Annotated in this window: 20 protein-coding genes; 7 read left to right on the plus strand and 13 right to left on the minus strand. The window is 33.7% G+C overall.

Features of this window, described 5'->3' with window-relative positions:
- Nucleotides 1–6: 6 nt before the first annotated feature.
- From QL232_RS27210 to QL232_RS21545, 7 genes are all read right to left on the minus strand, one after another.
- On the minus strand, nucleotides 7–1818 hold the full coding sequence (locus QL232_RS27210) for a TonB family protein (RefSeq protein WP_348646758.1): 1812 nt from the start codon (nucleotides 1816–1818) through the stop codon (nucleotides 7–9).
- Nucleotides 1819–1918: 100 nt separating this feature from the next.
- A complete protein-coding gene (locus QL232_RS21520) occupies nucleotides 1919–2143 on the minus strand; it encodes a hypothetical protein (protein WP_168885147.1) in 225 nt (74 codons plus the stop codon).
- Nucleotides 2144–2206: 63 nt separating this feature from the next.
- Nucleotides 2207–2641: an energy transducer TonB gene (locus QL232_RS21525; RefSeq protein ID WP_281615714.1), complete on the minus strand. Its 435-nt coding sequence runs from the start codon at nucleotides 2639–2641 to the stop codon at nucleotides 2207–2209.
- A 121-nt stretch (nucleotides 2642–2762) separates the two neighbouring features.
- Nucleotides 2763–4652, minus strand: a complete 1890-nt coding sequence (locus QL232_RS21530; protein ID WP_281615715.1) for a serine/threonine-protein kinase — start codon at nucleotides 4650–4652, stop codon at nucleotides 2763–2765.
- Nucleotides 4653–4899: 247 nt separating this feature from the next.
- Nucleotides 4900–7059, minus strand: a complete 2160-nt coding sequence (locus QL232_RS21535; protein ID WP_281615716.1) for a protein kinase — start codon at nucleotides 7057–7059, stop codon at nucleotides 4900–4902.
- Nucleotides 7060–7096: 37 nt separating this feature from the next.
- Nucleotides 7097–9502, minus strand: a complete 2406-nt coding sequence (locus QL232_RS21540; RefSeq protein ID WP_281615717.1) for a BspA family leucine-rich repeat surface protein — start codon at nucleotides 9500–9502, stop codon at nucleotides 7097–7099.
- A gap of 1 nt (nucleotide 9503) precedes the next feature.
- Complete coding sequence (locus QL232_RS21545) at nucleotides 9504–11459, minus strand: serine/threonine-protein kinase (RefSeq protein ID WP_281615718.1); 1956 nt, start codon at nucleotides 11457–11459, stop codon at nucleotides 9504–9506.
- A gap of 152 nt (nucleotides 11460–11611) precedes the next feature.
- Between QL232_RS21545 and QL232_RS21550 the strand changes: the two genes are divergently transcribed.
- The 4 genes from QL232_RS21550 to QL232_RS21565 are packed head-to-tail and all read left to right on the plus strand — an operon-like array spanning nucleotide 11612 to nucleotide 14797.
- Complete coding sequence (locus QL232_RS21550) at nucleotides 11612–12388, plus strand: caspase family protein (RefSeq protein ID WP_281615719.1); 777 nt, start codon at nucleotides 11612–11614, stop codon at nucleotides 12386–12388.
- Between the two features lie 14 nt (nucleotides 12389–12402).
- The gene (locus QL232_RS21555) at nucleotides 12403–13290 is read left to right on the plus strand and encodes a hypothetical protein (RefSeq protein ID WP_281615720.1); all 888 of its coding nucleotides are present in this window, start codon (nucleotides 12403–12405) and stop codon (nucleotides 13288–13290) included.
- A 29-nt stretch (nucleotides 13291–13319) separates the two neighbouring features.
- On the plus strand, nucleotides 13320–14417 hold the full coding sequence (locus QL232_RS21560; RefSeq protein WP_281615721.1) for a thioredoxin-like domain-containing protein: 1098 nt from the start codon (nucleotides 13320–13322) through the stop codon (nucleotides 14415–14417).
- A gap of 8 nt (nucleotides 14418–14425) precedes the next feature.
- A complete protein-coding gene (locus QL232_RS21565) occupies nucleotides 14426–14797 on the plus strand; it encodes a hypothetical protein (RefSeq protein ID WP_281615722.1) in 372 nt (123 codons plus the stop codon).
- A 70-nt stretch (nucleotides 14798–14867) separates the two neighbouring features.
- On the opposite strand, the gene QL232_RS21570 is transcribed toward QL232_RS21565, so the two are convergent.
- The 5 genes from QL232_RS21570 to QL232_RS21590 are packed head-to-tail and all read right to left on the minus strand — an operon-like array spanning nucleotide 14868 to nucleotide 18414.
- Nucleotides 14868–15527, minus strand: coding sequence for a hypothetical protein (locus tag QL232_RS21570; RefSeq protein WP_281615723.1), 660 nt, complete (start codon nucleotides 15525–15527; stop codon nucleotides 14868–14870).
- 19 nt (nucleotides 15528–15546) lie between these two features.
- Nucleotides 15547–16383, minus strand: a complete 837-nt coding sequence (locus QL232_RS21575; RefSeq protein ID WP_281615724.1) for a protein phosphatase 2C domain-containing protein — start codon at nucleotides 16381–16383, stop codon at nucleotides 15547–15549.
- 5 nt (nucleotides 16384–16388) lie between these two features.
- On the minus strand, nucleotides 16389–17045 hold the full coding sequence (locus tag QL232_RS21580; RefSeq protein ID WP_281615725.1) for an FHA domain-containing protein: 657 nt from the start codon (nucleotides 17043–17045) through the stop codon (nucleotides 16389–16391).
- A gap of 20 nt (nucleotides 17046–17065) precedes the next feature.
- Nucleotides 17066–17746: a hypothetical protein gene (locus QL232_RS21585; RefSeq protein ID WP_281615726.1), complete on the minus strand. Its 681-nt coding sequence runs from the start codon at nucleotides 17744–17746 to the stop codon at nucleotides 17066–17068.
- Nucleotides 17747–17775: 29 nt separating this feature from the next.
- Nucleotides 17776–18414 (minus strand): FHA domain-containing protein, encoded by a 639-nt coding sequence (locus QL232_RS21590; protein WP_281615727.1) that lies wholly within the window; start codon nucleotides 18412–18414, stop codon nucleotides 17776–17778.
- A 345-nt stretch (nucleotides 18415–18759) separates the two neighbouring features.
- On the opposite strand from QL232_RS21590, the gene QL232_RS21595 reads away from it, so the two are divergent.
- From QL232_RS21595 to QL232_RS21605, 3 genes are all read left to right on the plus strand, one after another.
- On the plus strand, nucleotides 18760–20262 hold the full coding sequence (locus tag QL232_RS21595) for a caspase family protein (RefSeq protein ID WP_281615728.1): 1503 nt from the start codon (nucleotides 18760–18762) through the stop codon (nucleotides 20260–20262).
- Nucleotides 20263–20436: 174 nt separating this feature from the next.
- Nucleotides 20437–20871 (plus strand): cupin domain-containing protein, encoded by a 435-nt coding sequence (locus QL232_RS21600; protein ID WP_281615729.1) that lies wholly within the window; start codon nucleotides 20437–20439, stop codon nucleotides 20869–20871.
- A gap of 46 nt (nucleotides 20872–20917) precedes the next feature.
- On the plus strand, nucleotides 20918–21829 hold the full coding sequence (locus tag QL232_RS21605) for a DUF5996 family protein (RefSeq protein WP_281615730.1): 912 nt from the start codon (nucleotides 20918–20920) through the stop codon (nucleotides 21827–21829).
- 41 nt (nucleotides 21830–21870) lie between these two features.
- On the opposite strand, the gene QL232_RS21610 is transcribed toward QL232_RS21605, so the two are convergent.
- Nucleotides 21871–22581, minus strand: a complete 711-nt coding sequence (locus QL232_RS21610) for a hypothetical protein (protein ID WP_281615731.1) — start codon at nucleotides 22579–22581, stop codon at nucleotides 21871–21873.
- Between the last annotated feature and the right edge of the window lie 109 nt (nucleotides 22582–22690).

Here is a 22690-nt window from a genome sequence, read left to right on the forward strand (position 1 = left end):
TTTATGTTAACCTAATTTAAAGCTTATTGGTAAAACCATTCTCTGTTTTACTTTTCGCCCCCTTTGAGTACCAGGTTTCCATTTCGGAGCTTTCCTAATTACTCTAACAGCCTCTTCATCACATCCTGCTCCGATACCCCTTACAACTCTTACATCAGTAAGGGACCCATCTTTATCTACTACAAATTGAACGTATACTTTACCCTCTACTCCCATTCTTTTTGCCTGTGATGGGTATTTCATATTTTGACCAACCCATTTATAAAATTGTCCCATACCCCCAGGGTATGCAGCAGGATCTTCAACAATCTCAAAAATTTCTTCGACTACCTCCTCTAGTTCATTATCTATTTCAGCTTCACCTATTGCCATCTCAAGATCTATGATTGCTTGTTCAGCATTTGTTCTATATTTCCCTTTTTTATAATTGGCGAGATAACTTTTATACGCTGAAATTGTATTAGTTTTTCTAGCCTTATCCCAAGCTTTTTTATCTTTTGCTTTAGCATATGCTGCTCGAAGTGCACTAATTCTACCTTTTGCATCCTTCACATAATTTCCTTGTGGATATTCTTTAAGGTAAGCTTGGTAAGCACTTACTGTATTTTTCTTTCTAGCTGTATCATACGCCTCTTTATCTTGTTGCTTTAATAACTCTTCTTTGGAAAGTTGAGGTTTTGTTGTTTCTACTTTAGCCTCTTCTGTTTTAGCTGGCACTGCTTCTGAAATGGTTTCAGAAGATGATGTTTTTTCGTCTACTCCAGAAAAAACAACAAAGACTGTAGACAGTAATACTATAATACCTACTGCTACACCGATAATTATCTTTTTATTGTTATCTCCATCACCTTTTGTAACCGGAATAGCCTTCTTTTCTTCTTTTACCTCTACTGACTTTTGTAAAGATGGACGTTCTTCAATAACGGTCGCTTCGCTATTTTTGGGATTCGTTTCAATCACTGTATCATCACCTAAAATAGGTAATGGAAAATTATCCACATCAGATAAAGCTGAACTGAATTCTTCACATGATTGAAATCTTTGTTCCAAATCTTTAGCGGTCGCTTTATCAATTATAGCTTCTAACCGTGGGGTTACTTCGCTATTAAACTGACTTGCTCTCGGCAATGGCTCTGAAACGATTTTATTCATTACATCCCACTCTGATAAAGTAGTGGTATCGTAAACCCTCTGACCCGTTAATAATTGATATAAAGTAACTCCTAAACTATAAATATCACTGCGATGATCTAAATGCTTTGCACTTTTTACCTGTTCAGGAGACATATACAATCTACTTCCCATCAAAGCATTTGTACCCGTTAACGACAGTTCTAAATTATCCTGTAGTTTAGCAATACCAAAATCTAGAATAATAGGTGTCCCATCTTTCTTTACCATTATATTAGATGGTTTAATATCCCTATGTACAACTCCTTGTCCATGGGCAAAAGAGAAAGCTTCTAAGACTTTTTGAAAGAACGTTATTGCTACATCAGGTGATTTTATCTCAGGATGAAGTTGAATATGTTCCTTTAAATCAACCCCATCAATAAAATCCAAAATCATGATCAATTGCTTGCCATTATCTTCATAATTGAGAAGCCTAACAATATATGGGTGACTTAATTTATATAGTGCCTTGGCTTCATTGATAAACCTTTGGCGGACTGTTTCATTAGAAACAAAAGCCGAGTCCAAAACCTTAATAGCTGCTGGAGTTTCTAATTGCTCATGTATACCTAAGTATACTTTAGCCATCCCTCCTTCACCTATTTTCTTGGTAAGTCGATAGTTAAAAATTACAGAATCCAACATGATATTAAGACGGATTTAAGTTAGGGTTGAGTTAAAAGAGTGATAAATAATTTGAAAGATTGAAATACCTATATCTATATAAATAGGGTTTTATTGAACATTAAACTGCACCTGGTGTAGAACCTGCATGAGTACATCCTACAACAGTACCTTGTCCAATAGGTGTTGAAATAATATCTCCTTCCGAATAACCATAATTTGGCACTCGAGTTTCACCTGCTGGAGTAATTACTTTTACCCAATCACAATACAATGAATTGTCTTCTTCATAGGTACAACTAACAAAGGGGATTGTAAGTAATAATACTACTATTATTTTTTTCATAATTGTAAGTTTGCTCCTGAGTGAATCACCCAGAAATGGTAAGAATCTATTTTATTATCAGTGCTACGATTTCTTATTCAAGAATTTCTTTCTGGCTTTATAGTCAAAAGATATAGGTAACATCATTTTTTGTCTCACTAGTTTTTCATTATTCTTTGCAGGAATCCATGGAACTAATTTCTTTACGATATCTTTCGCTGCTCGATCACATTCTTCATTTAGAGATCTTTCAACTAAAACATTGGATACCGTACCATCTTTTTCAACAACAAATGATATATACACCTTCCCATTTAACTTACTTTCAAAAGCCGAAATTGGATAATCTATCTGCTTTTGTACTTCCAAGTAAAATGCTCCCATACCCTTTGGATACCCTGCCGGATCTTCTGGATTTTCATAGACTGTTGTATCAGATAGTATCAACTCGTCAGATATTGAGCCATAAACAGTAGGTGCAATAAAAAATAAAGCACTAAAAAAAATTAAATATTTCATGGTAAAGATTAATAAGGCAGTTTCATTCTACAGATGATAACACAGAGAAGTCTTGAAAATTATTCTAGCTCTTAGAAAAATTTCTAAAAGCTAGAGTAATACTTGTTTTATATAAAATAGACTAGAAGACTGCTTTTTTGCCTTCTGATAATTTAATGGCTTCATTAATAAGGTCTACCAGATAAAGAGGAGTCAATTTATAATCAACGTTTCCTGTATACTCATTAATATTATCCCAATTAAATGGAATGTTCACTTTTTTATTATAATCTAAATTTCCTTCACTATCTAACGGTATTACCGTTTCATAATTATAAGACATAAAGTAAGATGTATTTCCATCTCTTAATGAAAGAGATCTAATTCTAAATCCTTCTTTCGATTTTTGGAAATTGTTAGAAGATAGAGGTTTTAATGCAGATAATTCAAAATCATCATAGTAATCACCTTCACTATCCCAACCATAAGCTGTACTTAATTGATTGGCTTTCCATTTCTCCCAATGTTCATGTATAAATAGCTTACCTTCTTTAATATACATGTTCATATTCACTTCCAACTTATACGCTCTTCTTAGACCACTTCTCGCGAAATACTGTTCTGAATCATAAAGTTTTGTCAATTTTGTAAGTTCAGTACTAATAGCAGCCAGTCTTGCTTGTCTTGCTTCAAATTCTTGTTTCGATTCTTTAGGTTCCTCTACTACAACTTCTTGAACAACCACTGGCTCTTCTTTTTTACGAACAGGTTCAGGCTTTGTAACCTGAGGTCGTGGCTTAGGTTTTGGTGCTTCTTCTTGAACTACTTCTATAGGAGTTTCTTCTTCTGGTTCCTCTTCGTCAATGTTCTCTTCTAAAGATGCAATAGATAGACTATCTGCTAAACTATCACTTGCGATTTGCATAGATGTCTCCTCAGGCGTTTCCTCTACTACATTTGCTGTCACTACAGAATCATCTGATGATGATAATGAGAACGTGAGAATAACAATTAATAGAACGACTGCCGCTGCTGCACCACCGAACATGATCATCTTCTTCTTGCGTTCTTCTTCATTATCTGAGCTTTGGTTATTCTCTTTAGGGATTGAAGCCTTCTCTGTAGGGACTTCATTGACAGGAGTTGTATCAATTTTAGTCTCTTCAAAGTTAGGTTCTTCTTCTATAATGGTTGAATCATTAAATTCATCCAAGTTATTTAAGGCATAAGAGAATTCCTCACAAGATTCAAAACGAGCGTTAGGGTCTTTTGCTGTCGCTTTCTGAATAACTTTATCTAAAGCAGGAGTGATATTTGTGTTTTTTGAAGAAGGCAATGGCAGTGGCTCATTGACAATCTTCATGATTAAATCATATTCTGAAAGTGTATTGGTATTGTAAGCACTTTCTCTTGTTAAGAGTTGATAAAGAGTGATACCAAGACTGTAAACATCCGACCTTTTATCAATATGCTTAGAACTTTTAATTTGTTCTGGACTCATATAAGGTCTACTACCCATCATTGCGTTAGTACCTGTCAACGAAATCTGTAAATCGTCGGCTACTTTGGCAATACCAAAATCTAATATTATCGGTTTTCCACTAGACGTAACCATTATATTAGACGGTTTAATATCTCTGTGAATAATATTATTTTTATGGGCAAAATTAAAGGCAGCTAAAATTTGAATAAAGAAAGGAATAGCATTCTCTAATTCTGAAATTGATGGATTCTGTTCAATATAGGTTTTAAGGTCTATACCGTCTACATAATCCAATATCATGACTAATTCTTCTTCAGATTCATGATAATTTAAAAGTCTTACAATATTTGGGTGTGACAATCCATAGAGTGCTTTTGCTTCATTGGAAAATCTTTTTCTTACATTTTCGTTAGTGGTTAAATTCTGATGTAAGATTTTGATGGCTGCTTTTGTTTCTAATTGTTCATGTATCGCTTCATAAACTGTGGCCATCCCGCCATCACCAATTTTCTTGGTGATTTTGTAGTTAAAAAATGTCTTTCCTATCATTTTAGGGTAAGGGTAGAAGTTGTTGAATAGAAGGTAAAAAAAATAATCTGCCTCTGTATTTAGATCCTGATTGCTATAGAACTAATTATCGGTAAAGAAGCGTGATTCACAAGTATACAAAATTTAATTTACGTTAAAAAGAGTTCTCTTTTGAATTAATAATAGGTTCAATTTAATATGTACTATAAGTAGTTTCCAATGAAAGAGATATCACCAGTATTGAAACTGGAGATATCTCATCATGTATTTATTTTCGACGTTTAAACAACCCTTTTCTTTCTGTTGCTTTCAATGCTGTTGTTATATTTTGTGCTGTACCGATGGTGTAATACTTTTTTTCATAACCTATAAACGAAAAATAAATAGTTTCACCTGTCTTTACAGATAAGGAATAATTGCCTTTTAAATCTGATATTGTTCCTGTATTAGTACCTTGTACAATAACAGTAACTCCTGGTAATGCATTTCCATATTCGTCTGTAATATGGCCTCTAATTGAAGTAACTTTTTTGAATTTTTTCAGAAATTCTTTTGCTTCATTTACATGTTTTCCTTTGGGATATTTTAGCAAATAGGTATTGTAAGAAGATTCTGTATTTGTTCTTATCGCTTTTGCCCAAAAATCTTCCTCTTCTTTATTTATCTCTTCATTTTCAATTTTTAAAGTCGAAATAAAAAGTTCTGCATCTGTTTTATAAACACCATAAGGATATGATCTAAGATAATACTCATAAGCTGATATTGTATTTTGTCTCTTTGTAGATGCCCATAAATCACGTTCTTCAAATGAGGCCTGATTTGTCTTTAGTTCCTCAATTTTCTTTTGTGCAACCACTTTATATTTTCCTTGAGGATAATAGCTTAAATAAGTGCTGTAAGCAGTTATTGTATTTTGCTCTTTTACAAAGTTCCAATATTTTACTTCTTCAGCATCTATAGCATCTGCTTTTAACTTATTTATTCTACTTCTCGCACTTGTTTTAAATTTCCCTTGAGGGTAATAACTTAAATAATTTTCGTAAGCTGATACTGTATTTTTCTTTTTTGAAGAAACCCATAACGATTCTTCTCGCAAGGTCTTTATTTTCTTCTCTGCTTGTATTGTATATTCTCCATTAGGATAGGATGATAAATAACTTTTGTAAGAAGTTATACTATTTTCCTTTTGTGCTAAACTCCAAGATTCATCCTCTGAACTTTCATCTATCTCACTTTTGGTGATATTATTACTTTGAGTAGTTACTTCCTCACTCGTATTTTCCTCTCCGACAGCTGGTGCTTCTGAAAGGGTTATATTCTCACCTTCCAAATGATCAGAAGAGTCAGTGGTAAATGAATAAAATAATACTCCAAATAAAATACAGAAACCTACAATTCCTGCAGCAACTAATGGAAGTTTATTTTTACTCTCTTTATCCTCATTAATAACATTTTTTTCGCTTTTTTTATCACTCTGTACAATGTTACTAGTTGTATTATTGGAAGATAAATTCTCTTCAATTATTGTGTCTTCTACAGACTTTGAAGGGAGAGCTTCTTCATAAACTGTCGCTTCATAGTCTATTTCTGCTTGCTCTAACATTTTATAGTTGACAAGCGCTTCAATAAACTCTACACAGTTTTGATAACGTTGAGTAACATCTTTCGCTGTAGCTTTATCGATTACTTTTTCAATAGCACTAGTCACATCTGAATTCTTACTACTTGCTCTAGGTAGTGGTTCAGTAACGATCTTATTCATTACATCCCATTCAGAGAGCGTTGTTGTATCGTAAGCATTTTCACCAGTGAGCAATTGATATAATGTCACTCCTAAACTGTAAATATCACTACGATGATCTAAATGTTTAGCGCTCTTAATCTGTTCTGGAGACATATATGGCCTACTCCCCATTAAGGCATTTGTACCTGTTAAAGACGCCTCCATATTATCTTGCAACTTGGCGATACCAAAATCCAAGATAACTGGATTTCCATCCTTATTCACCATAATATTAGAAGGTTTGATATCTCTATGTACCAACCCTTTTTTATGTGCATAAGCAAAAGCTTCTAAAACCTTTGCAAAGAAAGGAATCGCATTATCTACTGATTTAATTTCAGGATGTTTCTGAATATATTCTTTAAGGTCTACACCGTCTACATATTCCAAAATCATGATTAAATGTTCCCCATTATCATCATAATTTAAGAGCCTTACAATATATGGATGAGATAAAGAATACAATGCCTTCGCTTCATTGATAAAACGCTGGCGTACTTTTTCATTTTTGGTAAAGTTCTTATGTAAAACTTTTATGGCAGCAGGTGTTTCCAAATTTTCATGGATACCTAGGTAAACGGTTGCCATACCCCCTTCACCAATCTCTTTGGTGAGTTTGTAGTTAAAAATAGTTTGGTTAAGCATATCTATAAAAATTATAGTAGTATTTCAAATAAGGCTTTTAATACTTATTCACATTAAGTACTCTATCATCTGATGATATATAAATATAATCCTTAAACTTTTTCCCTTCATAGGTTAGTTTATAAGAAAAACCATCAAAATCACTAACAGAAAATTCCGGTTCATAAAATATTATCTCTCCTTTGTCATTTGTATACCTTGTATATTTCGTTATTCCTAACCTATTTCTAAACTCTATTTTAGCATTCTTAATTATCCTATCGTTAAATCCAGTAACGATAACCTTCATTGCATATTTTTCTACTCTTTTGATCGTACCTGTTATGTCAGCTTTGGTTTTAATTGGTTGTTGACTCCAAGTCTTAATAAAACCTTTATTAAAAGAATCTGCCCCTTCAAACATAGAATTCATATTAGTAACATTATTTACATCCCAATGTGATATATCTGAATTAAACGACTTTGCACCTTCAAACATAGAATTCATATTAGTGACATTACTTACATCCCAATTTGAAAGATCACTATTAAAATAATGTGCCCCATGAAACATACCTCCCATATTAGTTACATTAGAAACATCCCACTTAGATATATCTCCATTGAATGAGTAAGATGTATTACTTTTTCCAGATGACGTCACCATCATTCCCTTGATATATTTTTGGAAAAACATATATTCCATTTCGGTAACATTACCTACATCCCAACTTGATATATCGGAATTAAATGATTCTGCACCTGCAAACATCCTACTCATATTAGTAACATTACCTACATCCCAATGTGATATATCGGAATTAAATGATTTGGCACCATTAAACATCTCATACATACTTTCAACATTGCTTACATCCCAATTTGAAAGGTCATCGTTAAAGTCTGTTGCACCTTCAAACATACCTGCCATATTTGTTACATTACTCACATCCCAGTTTGAAATATCTCCATTAATACTAGTGGCTCCATAAAACAAGTAGCTCATATCTGTAACGTATGTAGTAATTATATAAGTTAGATTCTTACCGTCTTCGACATATTTTTTTAATGATAAATAATCTACAACTAAATATTCATTTCCATCAATTTCTACCTTATCACCTGCTTTATAGGTTTCATCACTAGAGTTATTTGAGGAAAAGTTTACCTCTTCATTATTAGTATTCTGATTATTATCTATATCTGTTGGCGGTGTATAGGGTTCTTCTTCAGTTTTAGAAGGATTAGCATTATTCAATGATGAGCTTGTTTGTGTAGCGTCATCAATACCTTCTACTATTTCCACATTCTGACTTTCTTCTATCTTTTCAGATTTCAAAACTTCAACAAGGTCAGGTTCTTGTTCTTTAACAGTTTTATCTACATCAGAAAAAGAATAATAAAGAATCCCTGTAATTAGAAGTATCCCAACAATACCAGCGGCAATAAATGGAAGTTTACTATTGCTTTTTTTATTGATATTATGAACATCTGAAGAGGAAACCTCTTCTGTAACTTTTCTTGTTTTAGTTTCTTGGGAAACATTTTCTTCTACTACAGTTGACTCTAAGTCATTTGGTTGAGCGTTATGCTCCTCTACAAAGGTTGCTTCGTCAATAATATTTTCAACGTCTAGGCTTTTATAATTAATAAGTGAAGTAGCAAACTCATCGCAGTTTTGAAAACGGTTTTCTGCTTTTTTAGCTGTCGCCTTATCAATTACTTTTTCAATGCCAACACTAACCTCAGTGTTCTTTTCACTAGCTCTTGGTAATGGATCATTTACTATTTTCATGATCACATCGTATTCAGAAAGTGTTGTTGTATCATAGGCATTTTCACCCGTCAACAATTGATATAATGTTACACCTAAGCTGTAGATATCACTTCGCTGATCTAGATGTTTTGCACTCTTTATCTGTTCTGGAGACATATATGGTCTACTTCCCATCAAAGCATTTGTTCCAGTTAAAGAAGCCTCCATATTGTCTTGTAACTTAGCGATACCAAAATCTAAGACAACTGGGTTCCCTTCCTTATTCACCATTATGTTTGAAGGTTTAATATCTCGATGTACCAATCCTTTATTATGTGCATAGGCAAATGCCTCCAAGACCTTTGCAAAAAATGGGATAGCATTATCTACAGATTTGATTTCAGGGTGTTGCTGAATATACTCTTTAAGATCTACCCCGTCTATATACTCTAAAATCATGATTAGATGTTCCCCATCATCTTCATAATTTAAAAGTCTTACTATGTATGGATGAGACAAAGAATACAATGCCTTCGCTTCATTGATAAAACGCTGACGGACTTTTTCATTTTTGGTAAAGTTCTTATGTAAAACTTTTATGGCAGCAGGTGTTTCCAATTTTTCATGGATACCCAGGTAAACAGTTGCCATACCTCCTTCACCAATCTCTTTGGTGAGTTTGTAGTTTAAAATTGTGTTATTAAGCATATTAGTTGTATAGGGTAATTTTATTATCTCCTTTTATAGTCACTTTTTCTGTTGTCCCTAATGAGTTTTTCCTAACTACAGTATTAATATTAACCTGATATTCAATAGCTTTATCTTTCCACCTTCTAAGATCAACCTGTTGCTTACCACCTTTTATTTTGTGTGTATAAATAATCTCATCATTTTCACCAATAATATCAATGGACCAATCTACTACACGGTAATTTGCTTCATTAGGATAGTTAATTTTAAAGTTTTTGTTGGAAATTGGTTTTACTAATATTTGCAAATCCTCGAACTTATATTCAATTGTCGGTTGAGGTGTATTGACAACTTTAAAATATTTGTTTGCTGATTTTCCAGATCCATTAATTTTAATATTTACCTTATTATTATCTTTTGCAATGATAGAATATTCGTCTTTCCTCCCTTCTCTTTTTGTTACTTTTGAATTACTACTCGCGTTAACCTTGTAGTTATTGTTACCAGTATGGCTTACTTTAATTACTTCAGGAACATTTTTATACAAGAATGTCTTGCCACTTTTAATAGTAATGCCAATTGGAGGAAATTCCTTCTTTTTTAATTTTTCATAGTTTGACCTTATAGAGTCACTCAAATGTTTCGATAATTCTGTTTTAAAGAAACTAGCAACCTGTTCATGTTTATTCTTAAGACCTAAAAGGCTATCGAAATGAATTCTTGCAAGATTTTCCAGAGCGTTTTTTTTATGCTCGCTTTCTGGAAACTTTTCAATAAATGTTGAATAACTAGAAGACGTATTAAGGTTTTCTGCCTTTAACCATTCATTATCATCGCTCTCTTCTACTTTTTCCACTTCTACTTCCGATACTAAACTCGGTTCTTCTTTTATCGAAGTATCACTTCCCATAAACGAATAAAAAACGATTCCTGACAATAGTAGAATACCTGTAATACCTGCTGCAATAAATGGTAATTTATTGTCTCTGTTTTCTTTAGTTTTTGGAACTACGGTTGAAGAATTCTCTTCAAACTTTTGTGTCTTCTGAGATATGTCTTCTTCTACTAGAGTTGAATCCATATCATAGGGTTTAGAGTTTTCTTCTTCAACTAAGGTTGATTCATCAACAATATTTTCAGACTCAAAGCTTTTATGATTAACTAGTGCTAAAGCAAACTCATCACAATTCTGAAAACGGTCTTCTGCTTTTTTTGCTGTTGCTTTATCAATTACTTTTTCAATACCTTCAGTAACATCGATATTCTTTTCACTTGCTCTAGGTAAAGGTTCTGTCACGATTTTATTCATCACATCCCATTCAGATAATGTTGTCGTATCGTAAGCGTTTTCCCCTGTCAATAATTGATATAATGTTACCCCTAAACTGTAAATATCACTACGATGATCCAAATGTTTTGCACTCTTAATCTGTTCCGGAGACATATACGGTCTACTTCCCATCAAAGCATTTGTCCCAGTTAAAGAAGCCTCCATATTATCTTGCAACTTGGCGATACCAAAATCTAAGACTACAGGATTCCCTTCCTTATTCACCATAATGTTTGAAGGTTTGATATCTCGATGTACCAACCCTTTATTATGTGCATAAGCAAACGCTTCCAAAACCTTTGAGAAGAACGGAATAGCATTATCTACAGATTTGATTTCAGGATGCTGCTGAATATATTCTTTAAGATCTACCCCATCTATATACTCTAATATCATGATTAGATGTTCTCCATCATCTTCATAATTTAAAAGTCTTACGATATATGGATGAGATAAAGAATACAATGCCTTTGCTTCATTGATAAAACGCTGCTTTACTTTTTCGTTTTCAACAAAATTCTTGTGTAAAACTTTTACTGCTGCAGGGGTTCCTAATTTTTCATGGATACCTAAATAAACGGTAGCCATACCACCTGTTCCTATTTTCTTAGTTAGGCGGTAATTGAAAATAATATTATCGATCATTAATGTTAAAAAATTTGGGTAAGGCATGTATACTTGGGGTAAACAAGCTTTGTTGATAAAGATATCAATCGCTAAATTATGATTTTTTTAATTTTATTTTGAATTTATTGGAAATAAATATTTCATTTGTATTAAATGAAAATAAAATATAAATGTTACGGACAACGTATTTTTTACTTCTATTATTCTTTACACCATATTTTTCTTTTACTCAAACTCCCCAAAAATATGCTGTAGTTGTTGGCGTTGCCAACTATGAAGGTTCAGGTTATGATTTAAACTATTGTGACGATGATGCCTATCGTTTTTCTTCTTTTCTAAAAAGTGATAAAGGAGGAATAAAAAAAGAGAATATGGCTGTTCTGATTGACGAAGCAGCAAATAAAGCAAATATCATTAACACTATGCACAAGATCTATTCTAAGGCATCACCCAATGATATGATTGTATTTTTCTTTTCCGGACATGGAGGAGAAAATAATGTCTTTTACCCTTATGATATCTCCAGAAACGTACTTGCTTTTGACGAGATAAAAAGCGTTTTTAAAAGGTATAAGGTAAAAAATAAGATTGTTTATGCCGACGCCTGTTTTGCTGGAAATATTGGAAACAACTCATCAAATCGAGTAAATACTTCAGTATCTACTTCATTCAACCAACAAGACACTAATATTCTAATATTTATGTCTTCCACAGGACAAGAAGTATCACAAGAAATTGCAAGTGTTCGACAAGGTGCTTTCTCGTATTTTCTTATCAATGGATTAGAAGGTAAAGCAGACAGAAATAAAGATAATTATGTTACTGTAGAAGAATTATACCCATACGTTAAGGCCAACGTTTTAAAAGCCACAAATAATAAGCAGACACCTACCATAAAAGGTAAAAGTCCTAGAAAATTAGTTTTAAGTTCTTTAAATGAATCATAATGCATAAGAAAAGTATGGATAAAACTCTCATCATGAATGAGGAGGAGTTTAAAGCACAAAATAAAGAAGCAAAAACAGAAATATCAGAAAAGTCTTCTACCCAAAAGCCCATTTTAGATAAAGATAAACTAGAAACTGCGAAAGAAGTACTGGTACACGGTGGAGGACATATTGTCGGTGCATTTGCCATTGGCTTAGGAGCTAGAATGGTAAAAACTTTTATCGATGAAAATTCTGGAGAAACTGCTGAAGGTGCTTCTGAAGAAGCTACAGAGCAACCACCTACTGCTCTTAATGCAAGTGAAAATGAAGCGACACCTTCGGATACTTCTGAAACTCCTGAAGTAACTGCTACTGTAGAAGAGGAAAATGATCCTTTTGATCCACATACTGCCCCAATGGCATCTGATGGAACTGTTACAGACGATATGACTTTCAATGAAGCATTTGCTGCTGCTAGAAAAGAACTCGGTGCTGGTGGAGTTTTTGAATGGAATGGAACACATTACGCAACTTTCTATGCGGAAGAAGTGGATGAAAATGGTGACCCAACTGTAGATTACGATACTGTACCATACCATGACCTTGAAGTAGAAAAAGATGATCCAGAAGACGTAGTTACAGGTGAAATTGCTGATGACCAAGAAGATATAGTTTCTGGTCAGGTACTCACTGAGGATGACAGTTTGGAAGGTGATGTCGTAGCTGGTGAAATTGCCCATGAAGGCGATATGGATACCGATGAAGGTATGGTAGGTATCATTGAAGATGACTCCAACGAATTTGACGGTGAAGTGATGGATGATGCCCCTATCGAAGTGACTGATATCGATATGGATGCATATAACGATGACCTTAATAACTTAGAAGATGATTTCGATAGTTATGATGAGTGGTCATAAGCACTCAAACTTTAATAATTTAATACACTATGAACAATTTTTTTAACAAGGCGCTATTAATTGCAAGCCTTGCTCTTACCCCTATCAGTGTTGTAACTGCCCAAGATAAGGTTGTTTTTTCTGATAGTTTTTCATCCAACTCCAATCAATGGCTTGAAGCAAGTAATGATGTTGCTGATGCAACAGTAAAAAATGGTGTTTACCAAATTACCTCAAAAGGAAACAGGTCGTTTCTAGCATTACGTGATGTAAAATTCAATTATAAAGAAGACTATACCATAGAGGCAAAGTTAACACTCAACGAAAGTGCAAATACGAATGCATTCAACTCTATCAAATTTGGTTACACAAAAGATGGATCTTACGAGTACGGCTTCAATGGTAATGGTAGTTTATCGGTAAGAAAACTAATAAAAGGCAAAGGTTCTATGGTCATTGCTCCGACTAAATTATCAGGATTCAATGCCTACAATCAAAACAAACTTTCTATTATCCACCAAGGTGACTCTGTACACTTTTTAGTCAATGATAAGATCTGGAAAAGCACTAAAGCTTTACCTTTCTTTGGTCCAAAAATCGGCTTTAAAGTAGGAAGTAAAAATACAGTTACTGTAGATGACTTCTATATTGGGTATGGTGTAGGTGATTTTGGAACAGCTACAGTTACTGAAACACCTGTAGCAACAGAAGAAACAGTAGTAAAATTAGATATAGGTGAAACTGCTCCTCATTTTGTAGCTCAAAGAGTAAATGGCAATGACTTTGAATTAGATCAAACTCAAGGTTCTTTTACATTAGTTGTTTTCTGGGCATCGTGGAATCCAAAAAGTAGAGAACAAGTCACAGAACTTAATAAGGCTTACAAAAAGTTTGCAAAGGACAATTTCAAAGTTGTTGCTTTTGGTGTTGAAAATGACAAAGACTCATGGATAAAAGCAATCGAAAGTGACAAAACTGAAAAATGGATTCATGTTTCAGACATGAAATATAAGAAGTCCGATATTGTTGAACTATATCAGATCGAAGAACTTCCTAAAAACTTCTTACTAAATACAGAAGGTAAAATTATCGCTGTAGATTTAGATAAAGAGTTTTTAATCAACAAACTTAACGACCACTTCAATTAATTTATACTATGAAAAAGCTTATTATAGCATCTATCTTAACACTCTTTACCCTTCTTTCTTTACCCTCATTTAATACAATAGATCAGCCATTAAAGGATACAAAAACAATGTTATCTGCTTATGATGATGGAAAGTATTATATGGTTACTTGGCAGAATGACAAAGGGTATTGGTTTGGTATTGGCCCAATGCAAAACCTTTGGGCTGGAGAAGAATCAGAAGAAAAAGCGATCAAATTAATTAAATCGTCTGCTGCCACTAAATGGAGTTATTTAGGTAACTGTGGTAAATACAGAGTTTATAAATGTGATAAATTCAATTCTTGGGATGAAAACACAATTAAGAAAGCTCAAAAGAAAGGGTTCTCAATGTGCTTCTAAATATTGAATGAGACCAAAAAAGGCTTCCTATTTTTATAGGAAGCCTTTTTTGATCAATATAGTTTTTTATCTATGCGTAACTATCATAATCACCGTCATCATCTGTATCGTAATAGGTGATATCAGCATCGCCATCTCCGTCTGTATCTACATTAGCATAATCAAAAGTTCCATCATGATTCACATCCACTTCTGCTATGTCTGCTTGACCGTCATTATCTGTATCGTGAGTTACAACATCAACATAACCATCACCATTGGTATCATAAGCTACGGTATCTAAGACTCCATCACCATCTGTATCTAACGAAACAATATCAATATGACCATCCTGATCAACATCTTCTGTTTTTGTATCTACAGTACCATCACCGTTGGTGTCATATGCTACTGTATCTACGACACCATCATGGTTTGTATCTGATTGAACTGTATCTATATAACCGTCACCGTCTTCATCTGTATAATATTCATCAGCAGAACCATCTTTATTCGTATCAACAACAACGGCATCATAAATACCATCATGGTCTGTATCTGTTTTTATTACATCAATATTCCCGTCACCATCTGTATCATACCCTACTTTATCCTCGTAACCGTCACCATTGGTGTCTATAGAGACCGTATCATGTTGCCCATCATTATTGGTGTCAGATACTCTTGTTTCAGTGTACCCATCATTATTCAAATCATAATACTCTGAACTTTTCTTTGTTGATTTTTTCATAGTTTAAAGTGTTTTGGTGTTAAAAAATTCGTTCGAATAATCTAGAAAACAACCCTTTGCCTTCATAAGATTCATCAGAAACCTCTTCTTCTTTTTCTACTTCATTTAACCGAATTAAAAAGCAAGTATGATTATCTTTTGATGTTTCAGCACAAGTTTCTTTTATCTTTTCTATTCTCTCCAAATCAGTCATTTGAGAAGAAAAAAGATATTCAAGACCATTGTCTGTCATACTTTCTAAGATTCCATCTGAACACATAAAGAATACATCATATGGTTCTAGATCATTGAATAATGCAACATCAGGAACTACTTCTTTCATGGATTTACCCATTACAGCTCTTGATATCACATTCTTTTTGGGGTGGTCAATGGCTTCCTCTTCTGTAATTAAGCCTCTCTGTAGCAACTCATTCACATACGAATGATCATTTGTTTTCCAAATAATTTTTCCGTTACGAATAAGATACACTCGGCTGTCTCCGCAATGTGCTACGGTTGCCCCTTCTTTATGCAGTTGAAGAAATGTCATAGTAGTTCCCATTCCTTTTGCTTCAGGGTTTTCTTCTAGATATTTATCTATTAACCCTTGAACCTTTTCAAAAACAATGGCAACACCTTCTTCGTCCGCACCTTCTGAGTAATTTTTAAGAATTAATTCAGCGAAAGATTTTGCAACTATTTCACTAGCTACTTCTCCTCTTTCATGACCACCAACTCCATCACAAACAAGAAAAACTCGATTATCTAATGATACATCATCTAACGTTGGGTAAAGATAATCTTCATTATTTTTTCTTTTGCCTAATTCATGTAGTCCTAATGGAGTAAAGATATTTAATTTTTGGAATGACATGATGTCTATTGAATTATTGTTTTCTGGAAATCTGAATTAGCTACTTCATCAATCACAGTGTGTACATCTTGATTGGAAATACCTTTAAATACAAGCTTTGTCCGCCCAATTTGGATGGTATCATTTTCCTGAATGATCACTTCCATTTTTTCGTTTAGCCTTTTTTCATTCCCATTGACATATGTACCATTGGTACTGCATCTTCCACCGCTAAACTTTCCATTATCTGCCAAGATTATTTGAGTGGCATTACCTCTCTTTATAATTTCTAAGTAGCAATGAATACGGCTTACATATTTATCTCCTTCTAATGGTACTTCAGGAATATTTTGTTCCGATTTACGTCCCACTTTATTAATTCCTAAGAATAAAGGAAATGAAAGATGTTCTTTATCTTCAGTATGAACTATTAACCAACCTACCGCTTTTTCTCCATTCTTCTCTGGAGTATTTTGAGGTGCTTCGTTGACTTGATTAAAAGTGCTAAACGTATTATTTGTCTCATGTACAACAGTTTTCTCAATTTCTTGAGGAGGTGGAGTAAATTTCACCACATTAATTGTTGAACATTTTGGGCACTTAATCTTAAGTTGATTTTTCTTCTGAAAGGCCTCGTTTTTTACAGAAACCAAAACCTTACAGTTATTACATTTAAATTTCATTTTTAAAGCTTTATGAGAGATTAAGCGTAATCCTCTGGATTTTCATAACCAAAATCTTCTTCTGTTGTATCTGTTGATGTATATGTTTCATCATTGGTAGGATCATCATCATGATTATCCACCGAAGCATAAACTATATCAGATGTATTACCATCTTCTTCTACAGCATCTTCCTCAGTATAATTTTCTTCAAAATCATCTGTCTCGATGGCTACAACTTCAGCTTCTTCCACATCAACAGTTACTTCACCAGTAGTAGGATCATACTCTTCTTCAGTAAAAGTATGGTAAGGAGATCCATTCCAATAGAAAACACCACCTGCCCCTAACTCTTCTCTAGCTGATGAGAAGGCTTCCGAGAATGTCATGTCGTCATTCACCGATTGTGCAACTGGTGCTTCTTGCCAGTTATAATCGGGTTGAGCTACTGATTCTACCGGTTCATCGGTATTATCATTTTGAGCACTATCATCAGATAACAAATCTGAAACTTTCTCAGCTCCCAATACCCCACCAATAACTGCGGCACTTCCCAATGCAATGTTGCCTGCAGGTTTTGCTGCTTTTTTAGAATATTGTTTTAATTCTTTTAGTTTGGGATTTAAATCATGCTTTAATGAAGTAGTACTTTTTGTGGGTAAGGGTTCCTTTAAGCCATCATTAATCAAAGAATTAATCTTTTCTTTTTTTTGATCTTCCATGATACTAATCAGTTATGTTTACTTTATCGTTATTGTTCTAACCATTTTGTCTTACAGGCAAAACAGAAGCCTCTTTTCTTTAAATTTTCGAAGGGTTCATTACCAAAAAACTTATAGCATTTAGGGCATACATAGTTTTTCTTATGCTCTTCGTCTAAATCCATAATTTTCTGTTGAACATTACCTCCAACATTCGAAGATAAGATGCCAAGTGCAGGGCCTACTACAGGGATAAAGGCTAAGCCCGCTCGTATACCAGTTTTCTTCGTTGCATCTACTAACATGATCTTTTTCTTCTTGGCAATGTAATCGTCATATACATTTTCCAATTCCAAAAATTTATCTTTGATCGATGCATTACTTTCTTTTTCTGCAATATGATTGCTCAATTCTGGGTAAGGAATTTTATCTCCTTCTTTCAAATAGTCAAACGCCCTTAATACTTTCTGTAAATCGATTTCATAGTCTGCTAATACTAGTCTATCTGTTTTTTCAATAATTGACGTTCTTACTAAATGTCCATTGATATAAGTACCATTCGTACTGTTACAATCATATATTAAATAATCATTTCCATCGTCATGAATTTCACAATGTTTGGAAGATATTTTAGAGTTTGATAGTATGAGTGTATTATCTGGAGCTCTTCCTAAAGATATTTTTTTCATTTAGTGGAAGTGTTTATAGTCAACGCCTTAAGTCCCAAGAAAATATATGAGTTTAAAAAATGGGAATTTAAAGGTTGAATAGATGTATGTTTTGTTAAAGAATCAATTTTAATATAATGATGTAAATTATATTTATTTAAAAAAAAATACAAATATTTAGAACTCAATTTTCAGATTACTTAACAATCATGATTGAACAGGCGAGGAAACTACTTTTCGTAAAATCAGTGAGGTTATCCTTAATCAATTCACTCTTGAAAAATTTGAGAATTATCACTTTACATTTTATTCCTGTAACTTTGTAACATCAAATAAAACTTTCGTATCTAACTGTAACTCCAGACAATGAAACTTATTACTCTTCTACTTTCTTTATTACTGGCTACCCAAGTAATTTTTGCTCAAGATTTCAGAAAATTCGATGCTGTACCTCATTATGCAAAAGAGATCAGTTTTATCGATGAATTTGATGATAACCAAAATGAATGGACGATTGTAAAATACCTAGAAGACGATGTTAGGGAAAGTAAAATCAAAAATAGTACTTACCGACTTACCTCTTATGACGGTGATGAATCTGTCGTAGAAATCAAGTCTGGTTTCGGTTATCCATATCTAAAAGACTTCGAAATTGAAACTAGTATTCAACATGAAGCTTACCAAAAAGACCATGGAAATGGCTTAATATGGGGGATGTCTTCAGACGGGCAAAAAGGATATGCTATTAGTTTTACGCAAAGTGGATATTACTGTATCCAACAGATGCAAAATGGTATAGAAAGTTATTTAGTAGATTGGACTTATTCTGATCTATTGTACGAAGATGATTACAATGATTTAATGGTGAGAAAAGTGGGTGATTGGTACCACCTTTTTATCAATCAAAATCACGTATATTCTTTTCCTTACGAACCGTTAGCTGAAGATCAAGATATCACTGGGTTCTATGCAGAAGGAACTTCTATTAGTATTGATTACATTAAAGTTACTAGTATTAATGCTAACAAGTTACAGACGTATCAACCTACTGCTACTACTGCACCAAAGCAACAAATAGCCTATCAACAACCTAAGAAAGATACTCGAGCATTGGTGATTACAAACCCAGTAAATAATAATCAGCAACAAAAAGCTGGAACATATCATGCATTAATTATTGGAGTACAAAATTACAAAGACAACTCTGTAAAAGACCTACAGTTTCCACTAAGAGATGCTAATAATTTCAAGGACATCCTAGTTCAAAAATATGGGTTTAAACTTCAGAATATTATTTTCTTAGAAGACCCGACTCGCTCGGAAGTACTTAAGTCACTCAATACCTTAAGAGAACATGTAAAACATGATGATAATGTGGTCATTTTTTATGCAGGACATGGTTACTATGATCAAAAAGTAAAAGAGGGATATTGGTTACCATCAGATGCTGTTGCTGGTGATGATTCCAACTGGTTAGCGAACGCCAACTTAAGTACGAAATTGAAAGGTATTGATGCTAAACATATTCTTTTAATTTCTGATTCTTGTTTTGGTGGAAGTATTTTTAAACCTTCCAGAAGTGCTTTTGCTGATGCAGAAAGATCTATTACCAACTACTATGAGAAAAGAAGTAGAAAAGGTATGACAAGTGGTACACTGAAAACTGTTCCTGATGAAAGTGTTTTTGCAAAATACTTATTGAAAAACCTTCAGCAGAATAAGCAAAAGTATCTTACAGCCTCTAAACTGTTTTATAGCTTTAATGATGCTGTTGCCAATAATAGCGAAAATGCTCCACAGTTTGGTACACTACACAATGTAGGTGATGAAGGCGGACAATTTGTATTTATCAATATGCTCGCAGAATAAAAATAGAAGAAGTATTTTATCATAAAAAGGTCAGGTAAATCAGTTCAAATTTGCCTGACCTTTCATGTTTCCAACAAAATATTACACTTTGTTAGGATGGGTGTTTGTTTTCTTTCAGTTGAATAATTTTAATGGTATTATTAGTACATCAACTCATTAAACAACTATTTTAAAATGAAAGAAAAAGAATTCATCCGACAAGGAGATGGTGAAAACTACAACTATTCACAAGACCATTGTTTTATAAAGCTTTCCTCTCTCAAAACCAATGGTGAACTTTGCTTTGTAGAGGATACCCTTAAGCCTGGTTTTTATTTGGCGAGGCATCATCACAAAATCATGACTGAAGTATTCTATATTCTCGAAGGAGAAGTAGAACTTATTTTTGATGATGAAACGGTAGTAGCTAAAGCAGGAGATACTATTACTGTCCCTCCTCATGTATGGCATGCTGCAAAATGTGTAGACGGTGGAAAAATGTTGACCATCTTTAAAAATGGTCAGTTCGATCAATACCTAGAAAAGCTATCTAAACTAAGTGATGCAGACTTTGAAGATGCAGAACTAATGAAATCCATTTCAGCTGAATTCGATATTTATGAAGAATAACCCTATCTAATCATTCAAAACATTCCTCCACCTAAAAACCCATTTTATGAGTACCCAAAACAACGGATGGCCTGTGCTAAATTTCGATGAGATTGAAAATACTTTAGCTACACTTCATCAATGGATTCAAATCGTCGGAAAGATACGTTTGAAAACAATGCCATGGCAAAATCACTCTTGGCATGTCCCGTTATATGTCAGCCCAAAAGGGTTCACAACCAATCCTATTCCTTATGATGGTAGAGTATTTCAGATCGATTTTGATTTTAAGAAACATCAACTATCTATTGAGTGTTCGAATGCAGGTAGCGTCACCATGGAGCTTTATGCAAGAACTGTTGCAGATTTCTATCAAGAGCTTTTTGAAAAATTAGCAGAGTTAAAAATTCATGTAAAGATCCATGCAAAGCCCAATGAAATCGATCCTGCCATTCCTTTTGCAGAAAACACTACTAATAAGGCTTATGATAAAGACGCCGCTCAAGCTATCTGGAAGGCTATGTTAAAAGCAAATGAGGTCTTTAATACATTCCGAAGTGGTTTTATTGGTAAAGCTAGTCCCGTTCACCTTTTTTGGGGAGCATTTGATTTGGCCGTTACTCGTTTTTCAGGAAACAACGCACCATTACATCAAGGAGGAATGCCAAATATGCCATTGGATGTAATGCAAGAAGCTTACTCGAAAGAAGTAAGTAGTGCTGGTTTTTGGCCAGGGTCTAAAGATTTCCCCTATCCCGCATTTTACGCCTATGCTTACCCTAGTGATGCACTCTTTGGAAGTCAAAAGGTAGCTCCTGAAGAAGCTTTTTGGAGTTCTGAAATGGGAGAATTTTTCTTAAAATATGAAGATGTGCAAAAGTCTTCTGAACCTGACAAAGTATTACTCACCTTCTTACAAAGTACTTATGAAGCTGCTGCCAATACATCAAAATGGAACAGAGAAGATTTAGAAAAATAACACATTTAGCCCCGTATCCAATTAAGGTTCGGGGCTCTTTTCTATAAAAATATCGTAGTGCCTATTCTAAAAGTATTTCCGAATTTTTCATGACCAAGATGGAAAAGCTGTAGTTGTACTTTTGGAGAAATAAAATAATTAAACTGTGTTTCAAAAGCCATAGAAATACTTGAACTTCTGAAATCCGGCATTTGCCAAATTGGAGTGAATCGAATAAAACAGTTGTCATTAAACTTCACAGGAGTAATCACCTGAAAACTTGCACCGTGTTGCGCCGCACCTGTATTAATATTGGATCTATATTGATAAGATATGATTGGGAAAAATTGTACTTTTTCTGTTGCTATCACACCAACTAATACCCCTGGCGAAATCATTAGATTATTATCACCAATGCCTTCCTGTCCGGGAACAAATACATCTACAGAATAACCAAAGGCTCCTAAAGTTTTAGCGTAATTTTTATGGGTAACATGGAAGAATCTAGCTCGTATATTCCCTACGCCAAACTTTCCCTTTTGACCTTCTACTCCTTCTTTATATAATAATGGCAACTCAATACTATATAAGATATTATCCTTGGGTACACCATTAAATATCAACCTTGTACCGTAGGTTCCTGAATCATTAAATTCAGCTACTGCATTAATCCTCTGATATAGATTTGTCGGTTTACTATTGTCAATTTTTTCTTGCCCAAACAGTGAAAATGACCAAAATGTCAATAGACTTATAATTAATTTCTCCTTCATAGATTCATTAGAACAATAAGAATTTCTTTTTAGAGAAGATGTCCAACAATATTATGTGGATCACCTTCTGAAAGGAGAAGTGAATATTTTGGTCAAAAACCCTTTTATT

Source organism: Flammeovirga sp. SubArs3, from assembly GCF_947387565.1.
Classification (GTDB): Bacteria; Bacteroidota; Bacteroidia; order Cytophagales; family Flammeovirgaceae; genus Flammeovirga; species Flammeovirga agarivorans.

Excerpts from the sequence above, each read along its gene's own strand:
- QL232_RS27210 (WP_348646758.1), bottom strand. The coding sequence starts at position 1,818 with ATGTTGGATTCTGTAATTTTTAACTATCGACTTACCAAGAAAATAGGT.
- QL232_RS21520 (WP_168885147.1), bottom strand. The coding sequence starts at position 2,143 with ATGAAAAAAATAATAGTAGTATTATTACTTACAATCCCCTTTGTTAGT.
- QL232_RS21525 (WP_281615714.1), bottom strand. The coding sequence starts at position 2,641 with ATGAAATATTTAATTTTTTTTAGTGCTTTATTTTTTATTGCACCTACT.
- QL232_RS21530 (WP_281615715.1), bottom strand. The coding sequence starts at position 4,652 with ATGATAGGAAAGACATTTTTTAACTACAAAATCACCAAGAAAATTGGT.
- QL232_RS21535 (WP_281615716.1), bottom strand. The coding sequence starts at position 7,059 with ATGCTTAACCAAACTATTTTTAACTACAAACTCACCAAAGAGATTGGT.
- QL232_RS21540 (WP_281615717.1), bottom strand. The coding sequence starts at position 9,502 with ATGCTTAATAACACAATTTTAAACTACAAACTCACCAAAGAGATTGGT.
- QL232_RS21545 (WP_281615718.1), bottom strand. The coding sequence starts at position 11,459 with ATGATCGATAATATTATTTTCAATTACCGCCTAACTAAGAAAATAGGA.
- QL232_RS21550 (WP_281615719.1), top strand. The coding sequence starts at position 11,612 with ATGTTACGGACAACGTATTTTTTACTTCTATTATTCTTTACACCATAT.
- QL232_RS21555 (WP_281615720.1), top strand. The coding sequence starts at position 12,403 with ATGGATAAAACTCTCATCATGAATGAGGAGGAGTTTAAAGCACAAAAT.
- QL232_RS21560 (WP_281615721.1), top strand. The coding sequence starts at position 13,320 with ATGAACAATTTTTTTAACAAGGCGCTATTAATTGCAAGCCTTGCTCTT.
- QL232_RS21565 (WP_281615722.1), top strand. The coding sequence starts at position 14,426 with ATGAAAAAGCTTATTATAGCATCTATCTTAACACTCTTTACCCTTCTT.
- QL232_RS21570 (WP_281615723.1), bottom strand. The coding sequence starts at position 15,527 with ATGAAAAAATCAACAAAGAAAAGTTCAGAGTATTATGATTTGAATAAT.
- QL232_RS21575 (WP_281615724.1), bottom strand. The coding sequence starts at position 16,383 with ATGTCATTCCAAAAATTAAATATCTTTACTCCATTAGGACTACATGAA.
- QL232_RS21580 (WP_281615725.1), bottom strand. The coding sequence starts at position 17,045 with ATGAAATTTAAATGTAATAACTGTAAGGTTTTGGTTTCTGTAAAAAAC.
- QL232_RS21585 (WP_281615726.1), bottom strand. The coding sequence starts at position 17,746 with ATGGAAGATCAAAAAAAAGAAAAGATTAATTCTTTGATTAATGATGGC.
- QL232_RS21590 (WP_281615727.1), bottom strand. The coding sequence starts at position 18,414 with ATGAAAAAAATATCTTTAGGAAGAGCTCCAGATAATACACTCATACTA.
- QL232_RS21595 (WP_281615728.1), top strand. The coding sequence starts at position 18,760 with ATGAAACTTATTACTCTTCTACTTTCTTTATTACTGGCTACCCAAGTA.
- QL232_RS21600 (WP_281615729.1), top strand. The coding sequence starts at position 20,437 with ATGAAAGAAAAAGAATTCATCCGACAAGGAGATGGTGAAAACTACAAC.
- QL232_RS21605 (WP_281615730.1), top strand. The coding sequence starts at position 20,918 with ATGAGTACCCAAAACAACGGATGGCCTGTGCTAAATTTCGATGAGATT.
- QL232_RS21610 (WP_281615731.1), bottom strand. The coding sequence starts at position 22,581 with ATGAAGGAGAAATTAATTATAAGTCTATTGACATTTTGGTCATTTTCA.